Consider the following 22,253-nt stretch of genomic DNA (forward strand, 5'->3'; position numbering starts at 1 on the left):
CAACATGAAATTATCGTGCAAGCCCGAAAGGGGAACTTTAAAGAATTTTCAAAATAATGAACACTAGCAACGATATCAATTCGAATACCTCGATGGCATTCTTCGTATGTGGGTAGCCTCTTCAAAGGCCTTTCCTAGCTGTAGTAATTTTTCTTCATGAAACGATTTGGCGATAAAGGTCAAACCGATCGGCTCCCCATCTATCGTATACCCCATCGGTACTGTTAGCGCCGGATATTTCGCGACGGCTGCATACCCGGCATGGTAATTATTGATAGATAGGATGGCATCTAGATTGTATTCATCTAGCGCCGTATCAAAAAACGAACGTCCGTTTTTTTCTAAGGTGGATTTGATTTTATCCAAACCTTCGGCCGTGGTTGAATCAGCCATTATTCCTTCGAACAGCGACTGTCCGTAGGGAATACGGGTCAAGGAATCGGCAGCGTTAAAGACAATGGCGTCCTCAATCGACTGGATTTCAACCGCTTGCTTATTTTTCACTTGAGTCTTGATATATTTTGGAAGGTCATTGCGCATATCAACGTTCAAGATACTTAGAAAACCATCCATATTGACCTCTGGAGGTGTGAATTCGATAATTTCCGCTCCCGCTTCCCTCATATTTTGAACGGTGCTTTTATAAATGGAATCTTCCTTTATAAGGGTAACCATAGCCCCAAAGCGTTTACCTTTTAATGAAGTGCTTTCGGTAACGGATTTCAAGTAATCGATATCCGCAGCTACCGATTTAGAATCCGTATCATCTTTACCGGTCATAGCGGAAAGTAAGATGGCGTTGTCCGTGACATTTTTGGTCATGGGCCCCGGTGTATCCAAGGTACTGGAAATGGGCACGATGCCGGTTCGGCTCAAAAGTCCTACCGTAGGTTTGAGTCCCACGACCGAGTTTTGACTGCTAGGGGATAAAATTGAACCGGAAGTCTCTGTACCTACCGCGGCCACGGCATAATTGGCAGCGACCGAGGTGCCGCTACCGGCACTGGAACCGCCCGTTTCAAAAACCCGTCTCCCATAAGGGTTAAGGGTCTGTCCGCCAACGGCGCTATAGCCTACGGGACATCCCTCGCATAAAAAATAGGCCCATTCACTCAGGTTGACCTTGCCTAAAATCAATGCCCCGTTCTTTTTCAGTCGTTGGGCGATAAAAGAATCATCGGTGGTATTATCCATCAAAGCAATCGATCCGGCACTGGTTTTCATCCCCGAAGCCCCGATATTATCCTTTAATAAAATGGGCATCCCGAAAATAGGATGGCGTTTTTCGTTGGGATTCACCACTACAGCGGCATCGCATTTTCGTGCCTCGGTAACGACATTTTCGTTCAGGGCCAAAATGGTGTTCAAGGTCGTTTCATTATCCAGCTCATACCTATACATCCTGAAGAGATAAAACAATACAAGCCGTTCGTAACTTAACTTACCGGATGCAATGTGCGATTGTAGCGTGGGGATATCCTGTTCCAAAACCAAAGGCTTTAGCGCTTCATACGCCTCATCATCAAATTTGGAAACCTCAGCGTACAGGGGCCGGAAAACCTCGTTTTTATCCAACACTTTCGATTGAATCAGTTTGTAACGCATCCGTTCGATTTCATGATCTTGATTGGCGATCACTTCGGCGGAATCGTTGTAGGGTTTCCAGAGAACGACATCGGCCGCAGCTTCCTTTTTATCCTCGTGACAAGAAAAAAGACATAGGGCAATACCGGTAACGCAAAGAATTTTTTTAAGCATATTTTATCCGAAAAAAGAATCGACGAACTCATATTTATTGAACACCTGCAAATCTTCGACCCCTTCCCCTACCCCAATGTACTTCACGGGAATCTGGAACTGGTCGGATATACCGATGACGACTCCGCCTTTTGCGGTTCCGTCCAGTTTTGTGACGGCCAGCGCTGTGACTTCCGTCGCCTTGGTGAATTGCTTAGCTTGCTCAAACGCATTTTGTCCCGTTGATCCGTCAAGCACCAATAATACCTCGTGAGGCGTATCGTCTACCACTTTTTGCATGACTCTTTTGACTTTCGTCAGCTCGTTCATCAGGTTTACCTTGTTGTGCAACCGTCCTGCGGTGTCAATAATGACCACATCGGCATTTTGTTTAACCGCGGAGCTGAGCGTATCGAACGCTACCGAAGCCGGATCGCTGCCCATTTTCTGTTTTACGAGGGGCACCTCTACCCTATCTGCCCAAACCTGTAATTGATCGATGGCTGCCGCGCGAAATGTATCTGCGGCACCTAAAACTACCTTAAGTCCCTGTTTTTTGAATTGATAGGCCAATTTACCTATCGTGGTCGTTTTACCCACGCCATTAACGCCGACCACCATAATCACGTAGGGTTTTTTATCCCTAGGAATATCATAGTCCGTGGCTTCCCCGGAATTGGTCTCTGAAAGCAGGCCGGCAATCTCTTCGCGAAGAATCGCGTTGAGCTCATCCGTGCCCATATATTTATCCTTGGAAACACGGGCCTCGATACGTTCAATGATTTTTAGGGTGGTGTTCACCCCCACATCCGAGGTGACCAACACTTCCTCCAAATTATCGAGTACATCATCGTCTACCTTGGACTTTCCGGCAACGGCTTTGCCAAGCTTTGAGAAAAAGGAGTACTTGGACTTTTCAAGTCCCTTATCAAGGGTTTCTTTTTTTTGAGAAGAAAAAATATTCTTAAATAGGCTCATGGATACACTAGATTGATTGTTCCAAAGATAAGAAAGTAGAAGTCAAGTCCACAAAAAAAGCCCCAACCTATCGGTTGGAGCTTTATATAGTATTAAATATACAATTTAATGTTTGGACAACCATTCGTTGACCATTTCGGGGGCCATAACCGATTCCACGAAAATATAAGCCCCACTTTTGGGCGACTTGACCATTTTAATGGCCTTGGTCAATCTTTTTGAACTTGTCTGTAAGGTTGCTACCGTCTTCTTTGCCATGGTGTAGTACTTATTTTATTTCTTTATGAACCGTCATCTTCTTCAAGATCGGATTGAATTTTTTAATTTCCATCCTTCCCGGCGTATTCTTTTTGTTCTTGGTCGTAATGTAACGTGAAGTACCCGGCTGACCGGACTCTTTATGTTCGGTACATTCCAAAATTACCTGTACTCTGTTGCCTTTTTTTGCCATCTTCTAGTATATTTAAGCGGATTTTTTTACAAATCCCTGTGCCCTTGCTTCCTTGATAACAGCGGAGATACCTCTTTTATTGATGATTTTCAATGCCTTTGCAGATACCTTCAAAACGACCCAACGGTCTTCCTCTGGAAGATAAAAACGTTTCTTGGAAAGATTCACGTTGAACCTTCTTCTGGTCTTGTTGATGGAGAACGATACGTTGTTACCGAACATGGCTCTCTTTCCCGTAATTTCACAAACTTTTGACATTGCGCTGATTTTTCTTTAAACAGGGTGCAAATTTATATCATTTTTATGGATGGACAAAACAATAGTTTACATTTTTAGAATGAACTCATTTAGATCTTTTGTTTGGAACCGAGAATATCGGCTTTTGTGGCCAGATGAAGTCATTTTTTAGCAGCATAGCAGGGCTACGGTGATTAAAAATGGGGAAATATGGCCTCAAAATGTGATATTCGCAGGTAAAACAAAAGGTCTAAACGAGTTCAACTTCTTTCTGCAGCATCTCAAGCGCCTTGTTCACCGTCTTTTGGATAATCCGTTCCCGATGATTGCCCATATTGAATTTCTCGGCGAAAAGACCTTTTGGGGAGGCAATGGCAATATATACCGTGCCGATTTCGGCATCGGAATCTCCTTTTGTGGGACCGGCGTTTCCCGTAGTAGCTATGGCAAAATCGGTTTTCAAAAGTTTTTTTACATTTTCTGCCATGGCTTTGGCGACCTCGGCGCTCACCACGGAATGCTTTTCGATCATTGCGCCGGATACTTGCAAAACATCTACCTTAGTCTCCGTGGCATAGCTTACAACGCTACCCTTAAAGTAGGCCGAAGCACCGGACAAGGCCGTCAATTGCTGTGCTATTCTTCCCCCGGTACAACTTTCCGCGGTAGCCAGGGTCATCTTCCTTTTGGTAAGCAGTTTAGCGACGACTTCCTCGAGCGTTTCCTCATCCTCTATACCATATATAATGTCACCAATCAGAGGATTCAACTTTTCAAACTCGCTTTCAATGGTATCTTCCAATACTTTTCGATCAGCGCCTTTGGCCGTCAACCGTAACCTTACCCTTCCCAAACTGGGCAAATAGGCCAATTTTACATAGGATGGAAGGCCATTCTCCCAATCCTCTATTTTATCTGCAATCGCACTTTCGCCCAGACCATAAGTGACTAAAGTTCTATGAAGGATAAAAGGACGCTTGAATTGCTCGGTAATTTTTGGGATGACCGCATTCGTTATCAAATTTTTCATCTCGAAAGGCACGCCGGGAAGCGACACAAAGGCCGTTTCACCAGATAGCATCCACATTCCTGGAGCGGTACCATACTCGTTTTTTAGTACGGTCGCCTTTGAGGGCACCATAGCCTGTTTTCTGTTGATATCGGAAATGGGGGTCGACGTGATATATTTTTTAAAAAGATGTTCTACATGTGCCAAAACATCGGGGTCTTCGACCAAAGTGTCATCGAAGAATTCGCAAAAAACATGTTTTGTAATATCGTCTTTGGTCGGGCCCAGACCACCGGTTACGATAACGACGCTTACCCGCTTTTTGGCATCTTCAAGGGCCTGAAGAATATGCTCCCTATCATCTTGTACGGACGTGATTTGATAGACCGATACTCCAATTTTGGTCAATTCTTTCGCGATAAATGCGGAATTGGTGTCCACAATCTGGCCAATGAGAATCTCATCGCCTATGGTGATTATCTCTGCGTACATTACAGGTGAAAATCATTCTTAAGCTCGCCGACGACCTGATAGATATCTTTTTTGAGCATCTGAAATAGTTTTTCCATCGCCGATATGTCCGCTCCTTGTTTTCCCAAGGTCTCAATTTCCAACGCCGCTGCACGGGTCTGCTCCATCCCTAACAAATCTACGTTCGGCTTGATTTTATGTGCCAATTGGTAGGCTTGTTCGTGATTTTTTTGATTTAAGGCGATTTCCAAGTCCTCAAGGTCTTGGGGCACTTCCTCTAAAAAAACGGAAATCACGGAGTTGACGAAATCTTCATCGCCCTCGGCCATTTCATTTATTTTATCGAGATTGTAAATCATCTAGTAGGTTTATTTGGATTGTGTTTGGTGTTTTCTACTTAAAAGGAATTATTTCACGCTGACCGAGAACATTTCATTTCCCTCTAAAACGCCAACAAGGTAATCATTTGTAATGATTTTGCCAACACCGGATGGCGTACCGGTAAATAAAATATCACCCTTTTTCAACATAAAAAATTGGGATACGTAGGCTACAAGTTCGTCAATTTTCCAGAGCATTAGTTTGGTATTGCCTTTTTGTACTTCCTCTCCGTTTTTTTCTAACGAAAAATCGAGGGAGTTCAAATCTTTAAACGCTGATTTGGGTAACCACTTACCAATGACCGCGGCGCCGTCGAATCCTTTTGCTTTTTCCCAAGGCAGCCCTTTTTCCTTTAACTTGGATTGAAGGTCGCGGGCGGTAAAATCAATGCCCAGTCCGACTTCGTCATAATAGGTATGAGCGAACTTCGCGTCGATATGCTTTCCGACTTTCTTGATTTTCACAAGTACCTCGACCTCATAGTGTACGTCATTGGTAAATTCGGGAATATAGAAATTCTGATCCTTCGGCAATATGGCGGAGTCGGGCTTTATAAAAACGACAGGGGCATCAGGCCGCTCGTTTTTCAATTCTTTAATGTGGTCCGCGTAGTTACGACCGATGCAAATTAGTTTCATTCGGTAACCTTTTTTATAAATCAATGCACCCGTGCAGCTTTATGGGTTTAGGGTTTGATTCTGCCCAACTTTTCACCCAAGCTTGTTGTTTAACTGACTCAGTTTTATCTGTGTCAAAACCTTTTTTGTATACAACGGAAAATCGGCGTTCAGCATCCATCCGAAATACCCGGGTTCTTTTTCCAACACGTCGAGTATTTTTTTGCCTTTGTGCTTTCCGAAGGAAAAGATTTCTATTCCGTCTTCGTCATAGCCCAAAAAGCCCGCGAAATCGGCGAATTGGCGGTGGGTAGAAAATTCGGCCAGTTTTTTGACGTTGTTTTCCAGTTCGGGATACCGGTCCAATTGGGACAGCAAAACCTCGTAGGTCGCATTCGTATCGGCCTCGGCACTGTGGGCATCGGTCAGTTCTTTGTCACAGTAAAACTTATAAGCTGCGCCAAGCGTACGCTTTTCCATTTTATGGAAAATGGTCTGCACATCGATGGAGACCATGTTCTTCATATCGAAATCAACCTCGGCACGCAGCATTTCCTCTACCAAAAGGGGAATATCGAAGCGGTCGGAGTTGAAGCCGCCTAGATCGCAATCCTTTATCATCCCATAAATTTCCTTGGAAAGTACTGCAAAACTAGGTTCGTTCGCCACTTTTTCGTTGGAAATGCCATGGATGGCGATGATATCATCGGGAATTTGCATCCCCGGATTCACGAGCCAGGTCTTGCTTTCACTAGTGCCGTTAGGATGCACTTTCAATATAGAAATCTCGACGATACGGTCTTTGGCAATATTCGTACCCGTAGTCTCGAGGTCAAAAAAACAGATAGGGCGGGTGAGGTTTAAATGCATGTTTGGGGTTGTTTAGGACAAAGATACGGTTTGGAGAAGTTTTGACAAACTTTATCGCTCCGGCTGCACTAGAGGTAAAATCACGTGAAACTCCGCACCCTGACCTTCTTCCGAGACTGTATAGACGGCCCCCTTGTGGTTCTCGATAATTTTTTTGACCAATGAGAGACCGATACCACTACCCTTGTGTTCCCGCGATTGGCGAAGGCGTTGAAATATCATGAATATCTGCTCTTGGTATTTGGGATTAAAACCGATACCGTTATCGCTTACAATCAGTTCTATGTATGATCGGGACGATGATAGCGAAGGGAAGTCGCCTGTTTTCCCTTGGGCAAAGGGCCGTGAGGTAATCCGTACTTCCGGAACGACATCCTTTTTTGAGAATTTTAGGGCGTTGCCGATCAAGTTGTGGAGCAATTGGCCGATTTGAAGGGGAATAGCCTCTATTTCGGACATTTTTTCCACCGTTACCTTGGTCCCCTTTTCTTCAATAAGCAATTCAAAATCGGAAAGAATATCGTCGACAATCATGTTCAGATCGATGGGCTCGAACAAATCTCCATGGTGCGCCACCCGCGAATAATCGAGCAGGCCCTTGACCAGGCCGGACATGCGTTGGGCGGCATTTTCTATTTTATCGATAATGGTCTTATCGACCTCATCCGTGATATGGCCCCTGCCCATCAACCGATCTGAAAATATCATGATTTTTCGAAGGGGCTCCTGCAAGTCATGGCTGGCCAGATGCACATACCGATCCAGTTGTTCGTTGGTCTTGCGGAGTTCGCTGACACTGGTTTTAAGGTCGTTTTCTATTTTCTTTTTAGAGGTAATATCCTCTATGGACAGTAAAATAAGCGCTCTATCCTCTTTTTTACGAATAATTTCGCGGGCATTAAACAAAAATATCCGATTCTCCTCGGAATCGTTCTTCAACATAATTTCTTCTTCGGCAATCCATTTATGCTGGGGCAGCACTTTTTCGAGTAGGTCGCGCAATCGCCCGTCGTTCCATTGCTGATTCTGTATCTCAAAGAACGATTTGCCATCGATCTCCGATTCACCGACTCCGAAGTGTTGGAAGAAGGAGGTATTCGCTTTGTTCACACGAAAATCATTTTCGAGTACCAAAAAAGGTTCTCGTACCGTCGCGATCACCGCATCCAAAAAATCGAGGGTGTCGTTGAGCTCGTCCTGTTTTTCGATCAGTTCGCGGTTGACCACGATCAGCTCCTCGTTGGTCGATTGCACTTCTTCCTTGGACGTCTCCAGCTCTTCGTTGAGGCTCTGCATCTCTTCGTTGCTGCTCAGCAGTTCTTCGTTCGCGCTCTGTAGCTCTTCGTTATGGGCCTCCTGTTCCTCGGTAATGTCCCTTACGTCTTCGCGCACTTGTTCCAGCTCTCTTTCAAGGGCCGTATTGCGCTGCTGCAACTGGTTTTTTTCGGAGGATGAAAAGGTGGACTTCAACTTCTTGCCCAACGTTTCGAATACGGAAGTGTTCGGGGATTTATTCTGAAATAGGATGAGATAATGCGGTTCAACAATATCGGTAAGGGGTACAATTTCAAGCGTAGTTGCGTACTGTTGTCCATTATAACTAAAGGGGATGCTCTCCTTGATCACCGTTTCTTTCGATGCCTTGGCCTTGTACAACGCATTGCGCAGTTCGAATGCGAGTTCTTTTCGGGCCAGTTTGAGCAGGTCGTGGGAGGGCTTGCCGGAAGTATGGATCAAAAAAGGTGCAACATCGCCATCGATATTGACCACGGCTAGGTGTTCATCGACGATAACGCTCGCGGGACTATATTTGGAAATCAGCACCGACTCGGCACTTTTTTTGAAGTCCGTTCGGGTATTGGCCGGCAAAGCGGTCTTTTTTTCGTTGGGTACTTTTTCGCGCTTTACCGGGTTTTGGGCAGTTTGCAAAAAACGTCCGGTACCTTGCTTTCGTGAGAATAGCTTTGTTTTTTTTGAAAAAGGCGCGAAAAGATCCGTCTCTTTTCCGGGGGTTTCCGATATGCCCAAGAGCAAGTGCCCATTTTCATTCAGGGCATAATGAAAGGTGGTCAACGCCTTTTTCTGAAGAAATGGATCCAGATAAATGAAAACATTGCGACAGCTGATCAGGTCTACCTTTGAAAAAGGGGGATCCTTTAAAAAATTATGTACGGCGAACACGATGGTGTCGCGAACCACTTTTTTGACCCGATAACTGCCGTCGGTCTTCGTAAAATAGCTGTTGAGCTGGCTTTCCGATACCGCTTCCAGTTCCGAGGTGCGAAATACACCGGCCCTCGCCTTTTTGATAGCAATTTCAGAAAGGTCGGTCGCGAACAATTGGATTTTGGCACGAGGGTGTTCCACCCCTTCGCCAATGCCGCCCATAGCTTCGAAAAGACAAATGGCCAGCGAATAGACCTCCTCGCCGGTCGCACAGCCCGCAACCCAGATACGAATCGGGTCGTCACTCGCCCGATTTTCCAAAAGTTTGGGAAACACGGTATCGCAAAGTTCGTCGAAAACTTCGGCATCCCGGAAAAACGAGGTCACCTTGATAAGCAGATCTTGAAAAAGAGCTTCCTGCTCGACGCGGTTTTCCCTAAGGAAGTCGAGATAGTCCTCATATTTGGCCATTTGATTGATGGCCATTCTACGGTCTATCCGGCGGAGTATTGTCGGTTTTTTGTAGTAGTTGAAGTCCACACCATTGTTACGAAGGATAAGGGAAAGGATTTTCTTGATCGCACTTTGGTGGGATGGGGTCTTGTCCAGATTATCGACATCTTCTTCATATTCGGTCGCCCCATTGCCATTGGCGTATGAGAAAAGTACCTCTTGTAATTTAGCGGGGATTTCTTCCGCAGGAAGCACAAAATCGACTACCCCCGCATCGATAGCACTTTGGGGCATACCCGGCCATGCGGCCCGGTCGGGATCTTCGGCAAAGGCAATGCCGCCTTGTTCCTGAATATTCCTGAGCCCTACCGTACCGTCGCGGGCGGTGCCGGATAGCACTACCCCAATGGCCAAGGCTTTGTGCACCTGTGCGAGGGAAGTAAAAAATACATCGATCGGCATTTGATGGGTATCCTGTTCCCTGGGCAATAACTTTAAGGAATGGTCGGTGACCTTCAGCATCTTGTTCTCCGGAATGACATAGATATGATTCGGCTCGATTTTGCAATCGTCCGTTATTTCATGAACGGGAATCTTCGTTGCATGGGATAAAATCTCGGGCAAGATGCTCTCGTGCGTAGGGGAAAGGTGCTGCACCAAAATAAAGGCCATCCCGGATTTCTCCGGAACGGCCCCCAAAAACTTTTTAAACGAATCGATACCCCCGGCCGAAGCACCGATACCGACTATCGGGAAGTTTTTGGAAGATGCAGCTATCGTCATTTTCAGGAGGTTCCGAGTATCGTAACCGGTTCAGATCGTAGGTTACCTATTGTTAGGTATTTGATAATACAAAAGTAGTATTTGCGTTAAATTTAGACAAATAAAGAGGATAGCTGTTCTCAAACGGAAAAATATTTGACCGGTATGGGTATCAAAATTTAAAATATCTACTATCTTTCCATTAAATATGCCACTGAACGAATGACAACAACCAAAAAAATCATGATTGTCGACGATGACGAAGACGACATGGAATTCTTTTGTGAGGCGGTTAAGGAAGTCGACGCCTCCTGTGCTTGCATAACCGCCACGAACGGTGAAGAAGCTTTACAAAAATTACGCAAGGGCAAAACGAAATTGCCCGACCTAATTTTTCTCGACTTGAATATGCCCCGAATGGACGGGAAGACTTGCCTTAGGGAGCTTAAGAAAGACAGGGAACTAAAAAACATCCCCGTTATCATCTCCACCACTTCTTCACACCATAAAGACATGGAGGAAACCTTAGAGCTCGGCGCCGTCCATTTTATGACCAAGTCGTCCACCTTCGACCAGATAAAGACGGGAATAGAGAAAGCTTTGCAGATGGTTGGTTCCTTTGAGAAATCTAATTAGGGTAGTGGATAATTTTATAAACTACAATCGCGTATTGATTATATTATTGAAAGCCGATCCAAAAGTATAGCTCAACCCTACACTAAAGCCCAGCTCGAAATCGGTAGCGATCTGCTTTTGCTGTAGCAGCACATCTTCGATAGAGGCATCCCCACCGGGTAAGTTGATCTGGTCCCGTATGATTTCGAACCTGCCCGAGAACCGAACCGAAAGCCCTTTAAATACCCTCACCGATAGACTGCTGTTGACACGGAACCTGTTCTTGCTGAAATCGTTCAAAAAGGTCGAGCCCAGTAACTGGGCGGATACGTTGCCCCAAGGTTGCCGATAGCGAACCTGAACGTTTAAGGAATGGCTGAAAACGCCTTCTTCGAATTTACCGAAAATGGTCTGTTCGATATAATCGTTGTGAAGGTACCCTATTTTATAGGCCAAGGTAATCTCCCGGCGCAGCACCTCCCGATAGGGAAAAATGTTGTATTCGAGAGCGGGTTCAAAATAATAGCGAAAATCGAGGTTGGTAAAGGTATCGTGGCGGGCACCCGCAAAGATTCCGGTGGACCAGTGGTCCGACAGGCTTCTGACGATACTGCCATTGCCCGAGTACCGGTATCTTTCGCTGGTAAAGGTCTCCCCTTCCCGTTCGAATTCGCTGTTCGCTTGGTACAGGCCCAAATCGGTGCGTATACGCCATTTTTCGGTCACATGATCGCTCTCGAAACCGGCTCGGTACTCGAATTCCTTACGGCTCGATTCCTTATCGAGTTCGGCGGAGGCATACACTTCAAAAATCCAATTGTTCCACGGGTCGGTAAAATCGACTTCCTGAACCTCTCCAGTTCCATCATTGTTGACTGTGTAGGTTACTTGATCGGCCAGACCTGATTCGAGCACGTATTTCAAAAGTCCGGACTGCACTTTTTCCAGCAATCCCTTTCTGACCTCGTCACTGGTCATGCTCGCGGTCGTGTCATAGGTCAACTTTCCAAAAATATCCTTATAATCGTCTTTGCCCTCGAACTCCAGATTATATTTCCGGCCACCACTACCGTTGGCAATATCATAAATGAAAAGATTTATATTGGCCTGTGATTGATCGCGAACGTGACCTACATACTGTATTTCTTGGCGCAAATAGTTCTTGTCACAGTTGCAATCGATGTACAAGCGCATTGGCGCCTTCTTTTCACTTTCAGTTTCCTGTGAAAAAGCGAGTAATGGGAGTAGCAATAGAAATAAATAGAGCAATTTCCCTCTATTTTCTAAGGAAAGTGCTGTACATCTTTTTGTCATGTGTGGTTTGGAAAACTTTAAAGGTAGGGGCAAAACTAAGGAAAAAATGTTTTCGATTTTTTAAGAGACCGTTTTGTTACCCATTAAACTTCCCGATCAAGGTCCCAAGCCTCCAAATAATCAGCTACTGCCTTGACGAACATACTGCCAAGTGCCCCGTTAACGACTCGGTGATCATAACTGTGGGAGAGATACATTTTACTACGGATGCCGATAAAATCACCGGCTTTGGTCTCGATAACCGACGGTAGCTTTCGGATGGCTCCCAAAGCCAGAATCCCTACTTGGGGCTGGTTGATGATGGGCGTACCGAAAACACTGCCAAAGGTACCTACATTGGTAACGGTATACGTGCCGTCTTGCACCTCATCGGGTTTTAAACGATTTTCCCTGGCGCGTGATGCCAAGTCGTTGACCACTTTTGCCATCCCGACCAGGTTCAATTGGTCGGCATTTTTAATGACCGGTACGATAAGGTTGCCGTTGGGCAAAGCGGCGGCCATACCGATATTGATATTCTTCTTTTTGATGACTGTGGTACCCTCCACAGAAATATTCATCATGGGATATTTCTTTAGGGCTTTGGCGACGGCTTCCATAAAAATGGGCGTGTATGTCAGTTTTTCTCCCTCCCGTTTCTCAAATTCGGTTTTTACCTTGTTGCGCCAGTTCACGATATGGGTCACGTCGACCTCGACAAAACTTTGAACATGAGCCGAAGTGGAAACGCTTTCAACCATGTGCTTCGCAATCAACTTGCCCATTCGGTTCATTTCGATGACCTCATGTCCGTCGGAAGAGGACACGGTCGAAATCGGTTGCGTTTCATTGAAAGCGCTTGTTTTTTCGGGCTGGGGAACCTCCTCTTTCTTCGGAATATCATTTTGCCGTTTGTTCGAATCTTTTTTGCCGTTCGCCACATACTCCAAAATATCGTTCTTGGTGACCCGGCCTTCCATTCCCGAACCGGAAATCGTATCCAGCTCAGCCACAGAAATTCCTTCCTGTTTGGCAATATTTTTGACCAAGGGGGAATAAAAACGTTCGGATTCTTGATAGGATTTCTCGGGCAGTGCGCCCGAAGCCATACTGGTTTCCTGATGCGATTTTTCAGGATGCCCTACCGAAGCTTTTGCGGTTTCCTTAGCAATTTTCATCGTTTCCTCGACTTGGGTGGCAGCCTGTTCGCCCGAATTTTCAATATCCGAATTTTGAGAACTTTTTTTCCCTGTTTCCGACATACCGGAACCCTCTCCTGCAATCTCGATTACCGCGACGGTCTGGCCTACCTTGACAATATCATCTACCTCAAAGCATTTTTCTACCAAAACGCCTTCCACTTCACTAGGCACTTCACTATCGACTTTGTCGGTAGCAATCTCAAAAATGGGTTCGTCGAGTTCTATGGTATCGCCTACTTCCTTTAACCAAGTCGTCAAGGTCGCCTCGGCAACACTCTCCCCCATTCGCGGTAATTTCAGTTCGAATTTTGACATTTTTTTTTGTAATCTGTTAAATTATCGGAGTTTTTTCAAACCCTGATCGGTAACGGTTAGTCCACGGCAAATCTATTCCAGGATTGTACTTTCCAAATCCATTCGTTCGTATAATATCCGTTCTACCTCAATTTCCTCTTCTGCGATAATCCTATAGAAGATAATATGTCTGTTGGTCCTTAGTCCGAATAAATTTTCGGTTATCCCGTTGTAGTTTCTACCCAGACTTGTATTCTGTGCCAGTTTTTGACAACTGGCAATCAACATATCATAATAGTCATCAGCCTGTTTTTCAGACCACCGATCAAAAGTATAGTTCCATATTTTATCCAAATCTTCAACCGCTTTATTAGTCAAATTATATTCAGCCATTCGACCTTTTTTTTGCTTTTAACGATTTTAAATGTTCTTTCGGGTCGAAATCGTATGCACTTCCGCTGTCAATTCCCTCTTGGATGGCCGTCCGAAGAGCGTTAACTTTTCTCTCCTCTTCCTCTAAAAGCCGTAAACCCGCACGTACGACTTCGCTGACATTTTTAAATCTTCCTTCCGAAATACGATTACTGATAAATTGGTCGAAATAGTTGCCCAGTGATATAGAAGTGTTTTTGCTCATTAAAATCTTGTTTTATCCAAATATACCAAAAATTGGTAAATCAATCAAGTTCAGTTCGCTTTCAATGACCCCTCAAAAGGAATCCGGTTCAAAATACTCCGTCCTAACGTGACCTCATCGGCATATTCAAGCTCGTCGCCTACGGCAATGCCCCGGGCGATGGTCGAGGTGTTGATATCAAGACCATCCAACTGCTTAAAGATATAGAAATTGGTCGTATCCCCTTCCATGGTAGAACTTAGTGCAAAAATAAGTTCTTTTATCTCGCCCTCCTTGGCCTTTTTAATCAAAGAAGAAATGGTCAGGTCATGTGGACCGATACCTTCCATCGGGGAAATTTTTCCTCCCAAAACATGGTATAGTCCTCTGTATTGACTCGTATTTTCAATGGCCATCACATCGCGGATATCCTCGACGACACAGACCAAAGTCCTATCTCGTTTGGGACTGGCACAGATCTCGCAAATGTCAACATCCGAAATATTATGACAGTTGGCGCAAAACTTTATATCCTTTCTTACGGTATCCAACGCAACGGACAATTTCGAGGTTTGGTCTTCAGGCTGCTTTAACAAGTGCAGCACCAAACGCAATGCGGTACGCTTACCGATACCCGGCAGCTGCGACATTTCGTAGACGGCGTTTTCCAGGAGTTTTGAAGAGAATTCCATATTCCGCAAATTTACGATTTTACGGCAATTATCGAATACATTCACCAGAGGGTTTAAAAAATGTACGATTGGAAAAAAAAGACATCCTTAGAAGTCTGCAGGTGGACTAAAAACGAAACCACTGAGGTATATTAAAGAATATATCAAACCATATACAAAAAAAGCGGGGCGATGCCCCGCTTTTCAGCTAACTCACATAAAACGAATTTAAACGAAGTTCCTCAAACCTTAGTAACCGGGGTTCTGCGTTAAATTCGGACTATTGATAATTTCCTGTTCAGGCAGTGGAAACAATAGGTGTTTCTCTTGCAAAGGCTGATCCGAGTTTAGGTTTACATGACCGACAAAGGCATCAAAGCCGCCTGTAGAAACATTATAGACTTGTCGCAATCGTACCATATCGAACCAAGCTTTCATTTCGAAAGCGAGCTCATGCCACCGCTCCGTCCATACGGCCTCTCGGAATGATTGTGCGTTAAACGTACCCAAAGCTGGCGTATCGAGAGTGGCACGGTCACGTATGGCTTTCAAAGCGTCCCATGCGCCTTGAGTAGGTCCGTTCACTTCGTTTTCCGCTTCCGCGTAAATCAAGAGTACTTCGGCATAGCGGAAAATCATGAGATTCAAATTATCCTTAGCTGTACCGGGAACACCTTCGGTACCATCTGCGGTGCGGTTAAAATATTTAAAAATATACGGTTTTCCTAAATCGAATAGTTCCCCGGTACCATCGCGATAGTAACTGCTGTAGAACCAGCCTTCTCGATTTACCTTTCTCAAATCGGCATCATCATAGGAATTGTAGAAATCGATATCGGGGATGGTGCTGCCCGTTCCGGAAGGCCCACGGTAGGTTACCGGTTGAAAATTGGGGTACATATTGCCCATAGGGTTACTAGCGACCAAATCATTATACTGTAAGCTGAAAATATGCTCTCCCGTATTATTGAGGCTTTCGTCATGCAATTCGCCATAGGTATCAAAAAGGCGAAGAGGGCCGGCATTGTCAATGACTTCTTTCGCTTTTGCGGCGGCATCGGCATAGCGCCCCGTTTCGTTGAGCGGCTGGCCGGCCATAGTCAAATATACTTTGGCCAATAAGGTTTTGACCGCCGCCTGACCAACTCTTCCACTTTCATCCGTCCAAGGGAGACCACCATTTTCGGCTTCGGTCAAGTCAGTAAGAATAAGGCCGTAAACCTCTTGTTGGGGTGCCCTTACCGGGGAAAAATCTTCGGAAGTGGCACTTTGTGGAAGCGTTATCAAGGGCACATCGCCCCAAATTCTGACGGCATAGAAATAGGCCCAAGCGCGAAGAAATTTCGCCTCGCTCAAAATCCTGTTTTTTTCCGCTTCATCCATATCGATTCCCGGAACATTCTCCAATACCAAATTGGCATTGGCAATGACCTGATAAATACCTCCCCACCAGTTTCTGACGTGAAGTGTATTGGCATCGAAAGAAAGGGAGTACAGATTGTTTAAATCTGAATTTTGGGCGGTCTCCGTGGTAGTGGTACCCGTTGGGGCCATTAAAAATTGCCAGTTGGAAGAAAAAATACCGGCACCATCGCCGACAAACCTAGCTTCGGCATAGACAGCAGCAATGGCGGCCTGTGCATGCGTAGCCGTGGTGTAGAAGCTTTCGGGTTGCAAGTTCGAAGGATCCTGTTCGTCCAAAAAATCGGAACAACCCACAGTGCTTATCAGCAGCACCGACAAGCCTAGAATCTTGTTTATATGTTGTCTTATATTATTTTTCATGATCTCTATACTTTTAATGTTAACTTATAATTAAATGCCCACTTGCAATCCTATCACAAAAGTGGTAGATCTCGGGTACTCATGCCATTTCATTCCTTGTGAAAATACATTGTTTCCCGCCCCCCCACGAATGGGTATAACCTCGGGGTCACCAATAAGTTCTTCATCGGTCAATAAAAAGAAGTTTTGGGTCGAGGCATAAATCCTAAGTTTATTGAGGTATAGGCGGTCAAGCAATTGCTGATTGAACGAGTAACCAACCATAAGGTTTCTACCCCGTAGAAAAGAGCCATCTTTGACCCAATGCGTATCTACGTTAGTTACATAACCGGCACGGGTATCACGAACCTGGGCTATCGGGGTATCTTGATTATCGGGCGTCCATGCATTCAGTACCGTTCGATAGCTATTAGCAAGTGCCTGTCTATCCTCGCTGGAGTGCGTGTTCATATCCATAACATCGTTACCCCATGAATATTGGAGATCTAGGGTGAAATCAATTCCCTTATAGGTTATGCTATTTATGAAGCTTCCCTCGGCCGTTGGATAACCGTTTCCGATGATGCTTCTGTCCTCATCGTTGATGATTTTATCGTTATTGAAATCTTTGTACTTGATATCCCCCGGCAATAGGGTGAGGCCGTTTCGATAGCTTACAAAACTGGCGGCTTCCTCGGCCTCGTCCGTATTCCAAGTTCCCAAACGGGTAAGACCCCAGAATGCCCCGACGGGCTCGCCGATACGTATGATGTTCGTCTCATTGGTAATACCGGGGCCCCCTACTCCGAAAATATCAGATGGTGTAGCCAACGAAAGCACTTTGTTCCGATTCATCGAAATATTAAAGGAAGTATTCCAAAGAAAATCATCGGTGACAATATTTCGAGTATTCAACGAAATCTCGAGTCCCTTATTTTCCATAGAACCTACATTTCTTCGTATGGTCGCATACCCGCTGGATTGTGGTACGGGCGCATCAAGCAGCATATCGGTGGTCTTTCTGTAATACACATCGGTCTCTATACTTATACGGTTATCGAAAAGACCAAGTTCAATGCCTAAATCATATTGAGCCGTTTTTTCCCATTTCAGATCCGGGTTCGCCAACCGGTTCAATCCTGTACCTCCCACACGGTTTCCTCCCCAAATGGTCTGATAACCGGAACCGAGTAGGGAAAGTGATGCATAGGGAGGTATCTCTGAGTTACCCGTTAAACCATAACTGGTTCTTAGCTTTAAATTTGATATAGTTTGGCTGTCTTTCAAGAAGTTCTCATCGGATACCCGCCAAGCAAAGGCCGCAGAAGGGAAAAAGGAAAATTTGTTGTTATCACCGAATTTTGATGAACCGTCGGCCCTTCCGGTCAACGTGAACAAGTATTTACCGTACAGGTTATAGTTAAGTCTACCGAAATAGGAATTCAGTGCTTCCCGCTGTGCGCTTGAATTGACTCCTAAATTATCCGAACCTGCTCCCAAATTATTATATCCTAAATAATCTGTTGGAAAGTTATTTGACTGCGCATTTACGTAAAGGGAATTCGATTGTTGCCAAGATAGGCCCAGTAATGCGTTCAACGAATTATTTTCGTTGATTTCCTTGGTATAGGTGAAATAATTCTCGATGGACCAGAACATTTCTCTATTACTACTTATAGAAGCAAAGGCTTGAGTGTTGCCTGCCAGTGTTCCATCACGGAATTCGGGATTTTCTTGTGTAATGACATTGGCAGCGACTACGGTTCGCATCTCAAGGTCTTTCGTAAAATTGACGTTTGAATAGACACTTCCGGTAGCGGTTTGGGTATTCAAGATATACTCTTGTCCGTCTAACCGGTGAACGGAACTATAGGTACCTTCTGCAAAGGGGTAATCCCTATTATCGGCGAAAAGCCCCTCTCTCGGATGGCCGGCCGGGTAGCGAACGGGCAGGAACGGGAAATCCTCCACCATCCTACGCGGTACTTGGTCATTGGTATCGGCCAGATTTTCGGTCTGATAGTTGTAACTTAAAGAACCTCCGATCTTGACCCAATCCTTGATTTGGTCATCAATGGAAAAACGGCCCGAATAGCGTTTTTGATAGGTGTTCGTGAGAAGTCCCTGTTCGTCGTTGATTCCTAACGAGATGGCGTAGGTGGTTCTTTCGTTGCCTCCGGAAAAGCCCAATTGATGGTTCTGTGAAAGTCTGTGCTGCTGTATCTGGCGAGGCCAATCTGTATCATAAATTGCATTTCCATCGCTATCGAACAATGGGGCTATTAGGGGATCTTGCCTTTTTAATCGGGGTTCGTATTGCGCATAATTTCCCGCGGCCCAACCTTCGGGATCGAATTTTTGGGTATTTTCCCAAGATGTCTGTTCTACCTGTGCATATTCTTCGGCATTGAGTACATCGGCCAGATTTGGACCATATTCCTTAACATTATATTCGACATTATAGGTTATCCTACCCTGACCGGCCTGGCCTCTTTTGGTCGTTACCAAAATAACACCGTTGGCGCCCCTGGCGCCATAGATAGCAGTTGAGGAAGCATCCTTGAGTACTTCTATGGATACGACGTCGTTAGGATTCAAAAAATCGATTGCCGAACTGTACTGGTCCAAGTTACCTTGCGGTAGTTGCACCCCATCGACGACATAAAGTGGGTTGTTCGACGAATTAATCGAGCTAAAACCTCTGATCCGTACATTGGTCTTGCCGCCCGGACGACCTGAGGTCGTGTTGACCTTTACGCCTGCCAACCTACCTGCCAGTGCCTGATTCAGCGATTGGGCCGGCCTTTCTTGCAGCTCTTCGGTACCGACCTGCCCGACCGCACCGGTAAGATCGGATTTTCTTGAACTACCATAGCCGATGAGCACCACCTCATCCAATTGGGCGGCGTCTTCTTCGAGCGTTGCGTTTATCTGGGACTTGCCGTCAACGGAAATATTCAATGTCTTATACCCGATATAACTAATGACCAAAGTGGCATCATCATCTACATTGTTTAAGGCATAATTACCGTCAAAATCGGTTTGTGTACCGTTCGTGGTGCCTTTTACTAAAACGTTCGCGCCGGGCAAGGGGCCCGTTCCATCGGAAACTGTTCCGTTTACTGTTTGTCCTTTCGCGAGGCCAAAGCATAAAAATGCCCCGACCAAGAACAAACTTTTCATAAGTGTTCTCTTCATGGTTATGGTTTTAAGTTAGTGTTAGCATAGGCATCGCTTAAATAATTGTTGGTCCCGTAAAATCTATTCTCGCATAACTTTCCCAAAAAGCTAAATAGCGCTTTTGGTGGTCAAGTAATCAACAAAATTGCGGGGAATCGCAAAGCTTTTTAATCAAAGCCCTGATTTTCAGAATGTACATCCTTCAAGCAAATGCTTAACATAATTTAACAGCATGAAAGTAGTTCGAAATCGATATAGTAATACTAAAATAATGTTAAATTACAGTTAATTTGTATCTTTTCTCCGTCAAAAAGTAATTTATACAGAAAAGGATTACACTTTACATATACCGCTACGCCTTACTTCCAAACCCTCTTTTTAAGTATAGCAATCTTAAATAAATTTTAAGAGAAATACCTAGCTTCTTACTCGACGTCTTCTTTTCGAAGATTACATTCTAAAAATTATGAATTGCATTTATATGCATTTCCTTAACTTCGACCCACCAAACACCAACCCTGTGAGCCTATACTTAGTCTTTTCCGTTATCGCTGCCTACTTCATCTTATTGATGGTCATATCGTATTTTACCTCCCGAAACAGTAGCGACGAATCGTTTTTTACCGGAGATCGCGAGTCGCCTTGGTTCTTGGTGGCCTTCGGTATGGTCGGTGCAGGGTTGTCGGGCGTAACTTTCGTGTCCGTACCGGGCATGGTAGGCAATAACTTCCTGTTTTTCTTTCAATTCGTATTGGGGAACGTGGTCGGCTATCTATTCATCACATTTGTACTGGTACCCTTATATTATCGTATGCGATTGGTATCGATCTATTCGTACCTGAACGAACGTTTCGGAAGATATACGTATAAGACCGGCTCCCTTATTTTCTTGATTTCCCAATCTTTCGGGGCGGCATTACGGCTGTTGTTAGCTGCGAAAATACTGCAGTTCGCCTTTTTCGATAGGGTTGGCATACCCTTCTTTATAACGGTTATCATCATCTTGTTGCTGGTCTGGCTATACACCAACAAAACCGGTATCAAGACTATTGTTTGGACGGATACCATGCAGACCATGTTTCTCATAACTGGGGCCGTCGTGACCATTTATAGCATAACACAATCGCTCGACCTGTCATTTGCAGGATCGATTCGAGCGGTGACCGAACATGAATATTTTCAGGTATTTAGTTGGGATGGACAATCGGGGAACAACTTCTATAAACAGTTTATCGCGGGTATCTTAATCGCCATTGCCATGATGGGACTGGACCAGAACATGATGCAAAAGACCTTGACCTGTAAAAATCAATGGGATGCCCAAAAGAATACCTTGACCTATAGTATGATCTTGGCCGCAACACAGTTTCTATTCTTGGGGCTGGGCGTTTTACTTTACATCTATGCCGAAAATAATGGCATCACCTTGCCCGTTGGCCCAGAAGGACAGTTTTTGGATACCGACACCCTCTTTCCCGCACTCGCCCTGAACCATTTGGGGCTAGTTGCAGGAATAAGTTTTTTACTGGGGATAATCGCCGCATCGTTTTCAAGTGTGGATTCTGCCTTAACAGCGCTTACCACATCATTTACTTACGATTTTTTGGATATTTCTAAAAAAACGGGAAACGAAAAGAAGAAGTATAAAAATTGGGTGTTGATCGGGTTTTCAGTAGTGCTGTTCCTCATCATTATGGCCTTTTCGGAAAGCCGTGGGGATGTGATTTCCTTGATTTTCAATGTAGCCGGATATACCTACGGACCTTTATTGGGCCTTTTTCTCTTCGGGATGTTTACGACTGTAAAAACCAAGGATAGATTTGTTCCTATGGTATGTATCTCCGCTCCCGTTCTTACCTATTTTCTGAGCTGGTACTGTGCTTCAAAATTCGATTTTAATTTCGGGTTTATCAGTATTGCGGTAAATGGTACTTTGACGATTTTAGGATTGCTGTTGATACGAAGGAAAGTGATTATTGAATCGTGAATAGCGAATAGTTAATAGTTAATAGTTAATAGTTAAATAAGATGTTTTTGCTAGACTTATAAACCAATAAACCGCTAACTTTCTTAACCTTGATACTTAATGCTCGAACTAGTATTCAGTATTGCCCCGTACCCAAGAGCACCAAGGTACAGGCCACTTCGACTTCTATCCCATTTTTTTTAAGGATTTCATACAGTTCGGGATTTTCCGTACCGGGATTGAAAATGACGCGTTCCGGCTGCAGCTGTAGTATTTTATTGATGTATTCCGATTGGTGTTTTTTACCTATATATAAGGTAACGGTGTGAATATCCTGGAAATCCTCGAAATCGGTCTTAATATCGACCTCTCGTATTGTACCCACCCGTAAACCGAAAGCTTCCGTTTTTATTCCTTTATCCAAAAGTCGATTTACCGCCAGGTTACTGTACCGCTCCGGTTTTAGGGAAGCTCCAAGAACAAGTGTTTTTTTCATATATTAAATGCCGGGTGCTCGATG

Annotated in this window: 20 protein-coding genes; 2 read left to right on the plus strand and 18 right to left on the minus strand. The window is 44.7% G+C overall.

Annotated elements, in window-relative coordinates; genetic code table 11:
• Positions 1-75: 75 nt before the first annotated feature.
• From BLT07_RS11405 to BLT07_RS11450, 10 genes are all read right to left on the minus strand, one after another.
• A complete protein-coding gene (locus BLT07_RS11405; protein WP_091868758.1) occupies positions 76-1,758 on the minus strand; it encodes an amidase family protein in 1,683 nt (560 codons plus the stop codon).
• Positions 1,759-1,761: 3 nt separating this feature from the next.
• Positions 1,762-2,715: a signal recognition particle-docking protein FtsY gene (gene ftsY, locus BLT07_RS11410; RefSeq protein ID WP_091868760.1), complete on the minus strand. Its 954-nt coding sequence runs from the start codon at positions 2,713-2,715 to the stop codon at positions 1,762-1,764.
• A 105-nt stretch (positions 2,716-2,820) separates the two neighbouring features.
• Positions 2,821-2,973: a DUF4295 domain-containing protein gene (locus BLT07_RS11415; RefSeq protein WP_091868762.1), complete on the minus strand. Its 153-nt coding sequence runs from the start codon at positions 2,971-2,973 to the stop codon at positions 2,821-2,823.
• Positions 2,974-2,983: 10 nt separating this feature from the next.
• Complete coding sequence (gene rpmG, locus BLT07_RS11420) at positions 2,984-3,166, minus strand: 50S ribosomal protein L33 (protein ID WP_091868764.1); 183 nt, start codon at positions 3,164-3,166, stop codon at positions 2,984-2,986.
• A gap of 12 nt (positions 3,167-3,178) precedes the next feature.
• Entirely contained in the window at positions 3,179-3,424 is a 246-nt protein-coding gene (gene rpmB, locus BLT07_RS11425; protein ID WP_091868766.1) for a 50S ribosomal protein L28, read from the minus strand.
• Between the two features lie 229 nt (positions 3,425-3,653).
• Positions 3,654-4,904 carry a competence/damage-inducible protein A gene (locus BLT07_RS11430; RefSeq protein WP_091868768.1) on the minus strand — a complete coding sequence of 417 codons (1,251 nt, stop codon included), beginning with the start codon at positions 4,902-4,904 and terminating at the stop codon, positions 3,654-3,656.
• The gene (locus BLT07_RS11435; protein ID WP_091868769.1) at positions 4,904-5,242 is read right to left on the minus strand and encodes an Hpt domain-containing protein; all 339 of its coding nucleotides are present in this window, start codon (positions 5,240-5,242) and stop codon (positions 4,904-4,906) included. The genes BLT07_RS11430 and BLT07_RS11435 overlap by 1 nt, the downstream gene beginning before the upstream one ends.
• A 48-nt stretch (positions 5,243-5,290) precedes the next feature.
• Entirely contained in the window at positions 5,291-5,902 is a 612-nt protein-coding gene (locus tag BLT07_RS11440) for a fumarylacetoacetate hydrolase family protein (RefSeq protein WP_091868771.1), read from the minus strand.
• A gap of 72 nt (positions 5,903-5,974) precedes the next feature.
• Complete coding sequence (locus BLT07_RS11445) at positions 5,975-6,751, minus strand: 3'-5' exonuclease (RefSeq protein WP_091868773.1); 777 nt, start codon at positions 6,749-6,751, stop codon at positions 5,975-5,977.
• Between the two features lie 51 nt (positions 6,752-6,802).
• Complete coding sequence (locus tag BLT07_RS11450; protein ID WP_091868775.1) at positions 6,803-10,153, minus strand: chemotaxis protein CheB; 3,351 nt, start codon at positions 10,151-10,153, stop codon at positions 6,803-6,805.
• 201 nt (positions 10,154-10,354) lie between these two features.
• On the opposite strand from BLT07_RS11450, the gene BLT07_RS11455 reads away from it, so the two are divergent.
• Positions 10,355-10,768 (plus strand): response regulator, encoded by a 414-nt coding sequence (locus tag BLT07_RS11455; RefSeq protein ID WP_091868777.1) that lies wholly within the window; start codon positions 10,355-10,357, stop codon positions 10,766-10,768.
• A gap of 21 nt (positions 10,769-10,789) precedes the next feature.
• On the opposite strand, the gene BLT07_RS11460 is transcribed toward BLT07_RS11455, so the two are convergent.
• The 7 genes from BLT07_RS11460 to BLT07_RS11490 all read right to left on the minus strand — a co-directional run bounded on the left by BLT07_RS11460 (position 10,790) and on the right by BLT07_RS11490 (position 19,785).
• Positions 10,790-12,061, minus strand: a complete 1,272-nt coding sequence (locus BLT07_RS11460) for a DUF481 domain-containing protein (RefSeq protein ID WP_091868779.1) — start codon at positions 12,059-12,061, stop codon at positions 10,790-10,792.
• An 83-nt stretch (positions 12,062-12,144) separates the two neighbouring features.
• On the minus strand, positions 12,145-13,557 hold the full coding sequence (locus BLT07_RS11465) for a dihydrolipoamide acetyltransferase family protein (RefSeq protein ID WP_091868781.1): 1,413 nt from the start codon (positions 13,555-13,557) through the stop codon (positions 12,145-12,147).
• 72 nt (positions 13,558-13,629) lie between these two features.
• Positions 13,630-13,929, minus strand: a complete 300-nt coding sequence (locus tag BLT07_RS11470) for a type II toxin-antitoxin system RelE/ParE family toxin (protein ID WP_091868783.1) — start codon at positions 13,927-13,929, stop codon at positions 13,630-13,632.
• The gene (locus BLT07_RS11475) at positions 13,922-14,173 is read right to left on the minus strand and encodes a type II toxin-antitoxin system ParD family antitoxin (RefSeq protein ID WP_091868784.1); all 252 of its coding nucleotides are present in this window, start codon (positions 14,171-14,173) and stop codon (positions 13,922-13,924) included. Before BLT07_RS11475 ends, BLT07_RS11470 begins: the two co-directional genes overlap by 8 nt.
• A 50-nt stretch (positions 14,174-14,223) precedes the next feature.
• Positions 14,224-14,844 carry a recombination mediator RecR gene (recR, locus tag BLT07_RS11480; protein ID WP_091868786.1) on the minus strand — a complete coding sequence of 207 codons (621 nt, stop codon included), beginning with the start codon at positions 14,842-14,844 and terminating at the stop codon, positions 14,224-14,226.
• 228 nt (positions 14,845-15,072) lie between these two features.
• Positions 15,073-16,608, minus strand: a complete 1,536-nt coding sequence (locus BLT07_RS11485) for a RagB/SusD family nutrient uptake outer membrane protein (protein WP_091868788.1) — start codon at positions 16,606-16,608, stop codon at positions 15,073-15,075.
• 30 nt (positions 16,609-16,638) lie between these two features.
• Positions 16,639-19,785: a SusC/RagA family TonB-linked outer membrane protein gene (locus BLT07_RS11490; RefSeq protein ID WP_091868790.1), complete on the minus strand. Its 3,147-nt coding sequence runs from the start codon at positions 19,783-19,785 to the stop codon at positions 16,639-16,641.
• A gap of 502 nt (positions 19,786-20,287) precedes the next feature.
• Here BLT07_RS11490 and BLT07_RS11495 point away from each other — a divergent pair.
• Entirely contained in the window at positions 20,288-21,754 is a 1,467-nt protein-coding gene (locus tag BLT07_RS11495) for a sodium:solute symporter (protein WP_245726527.1), read from the plus strand.
• A gap of 115 nt (positions 21,755-21,869) precedes the next feature.
• Here BLT07_RS11495 and BLT07_RS11500 read toward each other — a convergent pair whose 3' ends face one another.
• Positions 21,870-22,229, minus strand: coding sequence for a CoA-binding protein (locus tag BLT07_RS11500; protein ID WP_091868792.1), 360 nt, complete (start codon positions 22,227-22,229; stop codon positions 21,870-21,872).
• Between the last annotated feature and the right edge of the window lie 24 nt (positions 22,230-22,253).

Source organism: Pricia antarctica, assembly GCF_900101815.1.
Taxonomy (GTDB): domain Bacteria; phylum Bacteroidota; class Bacteroidia; order Flavobacteriales; family Flavobacteriaceae; genus Pricia; species Pricia antarctica.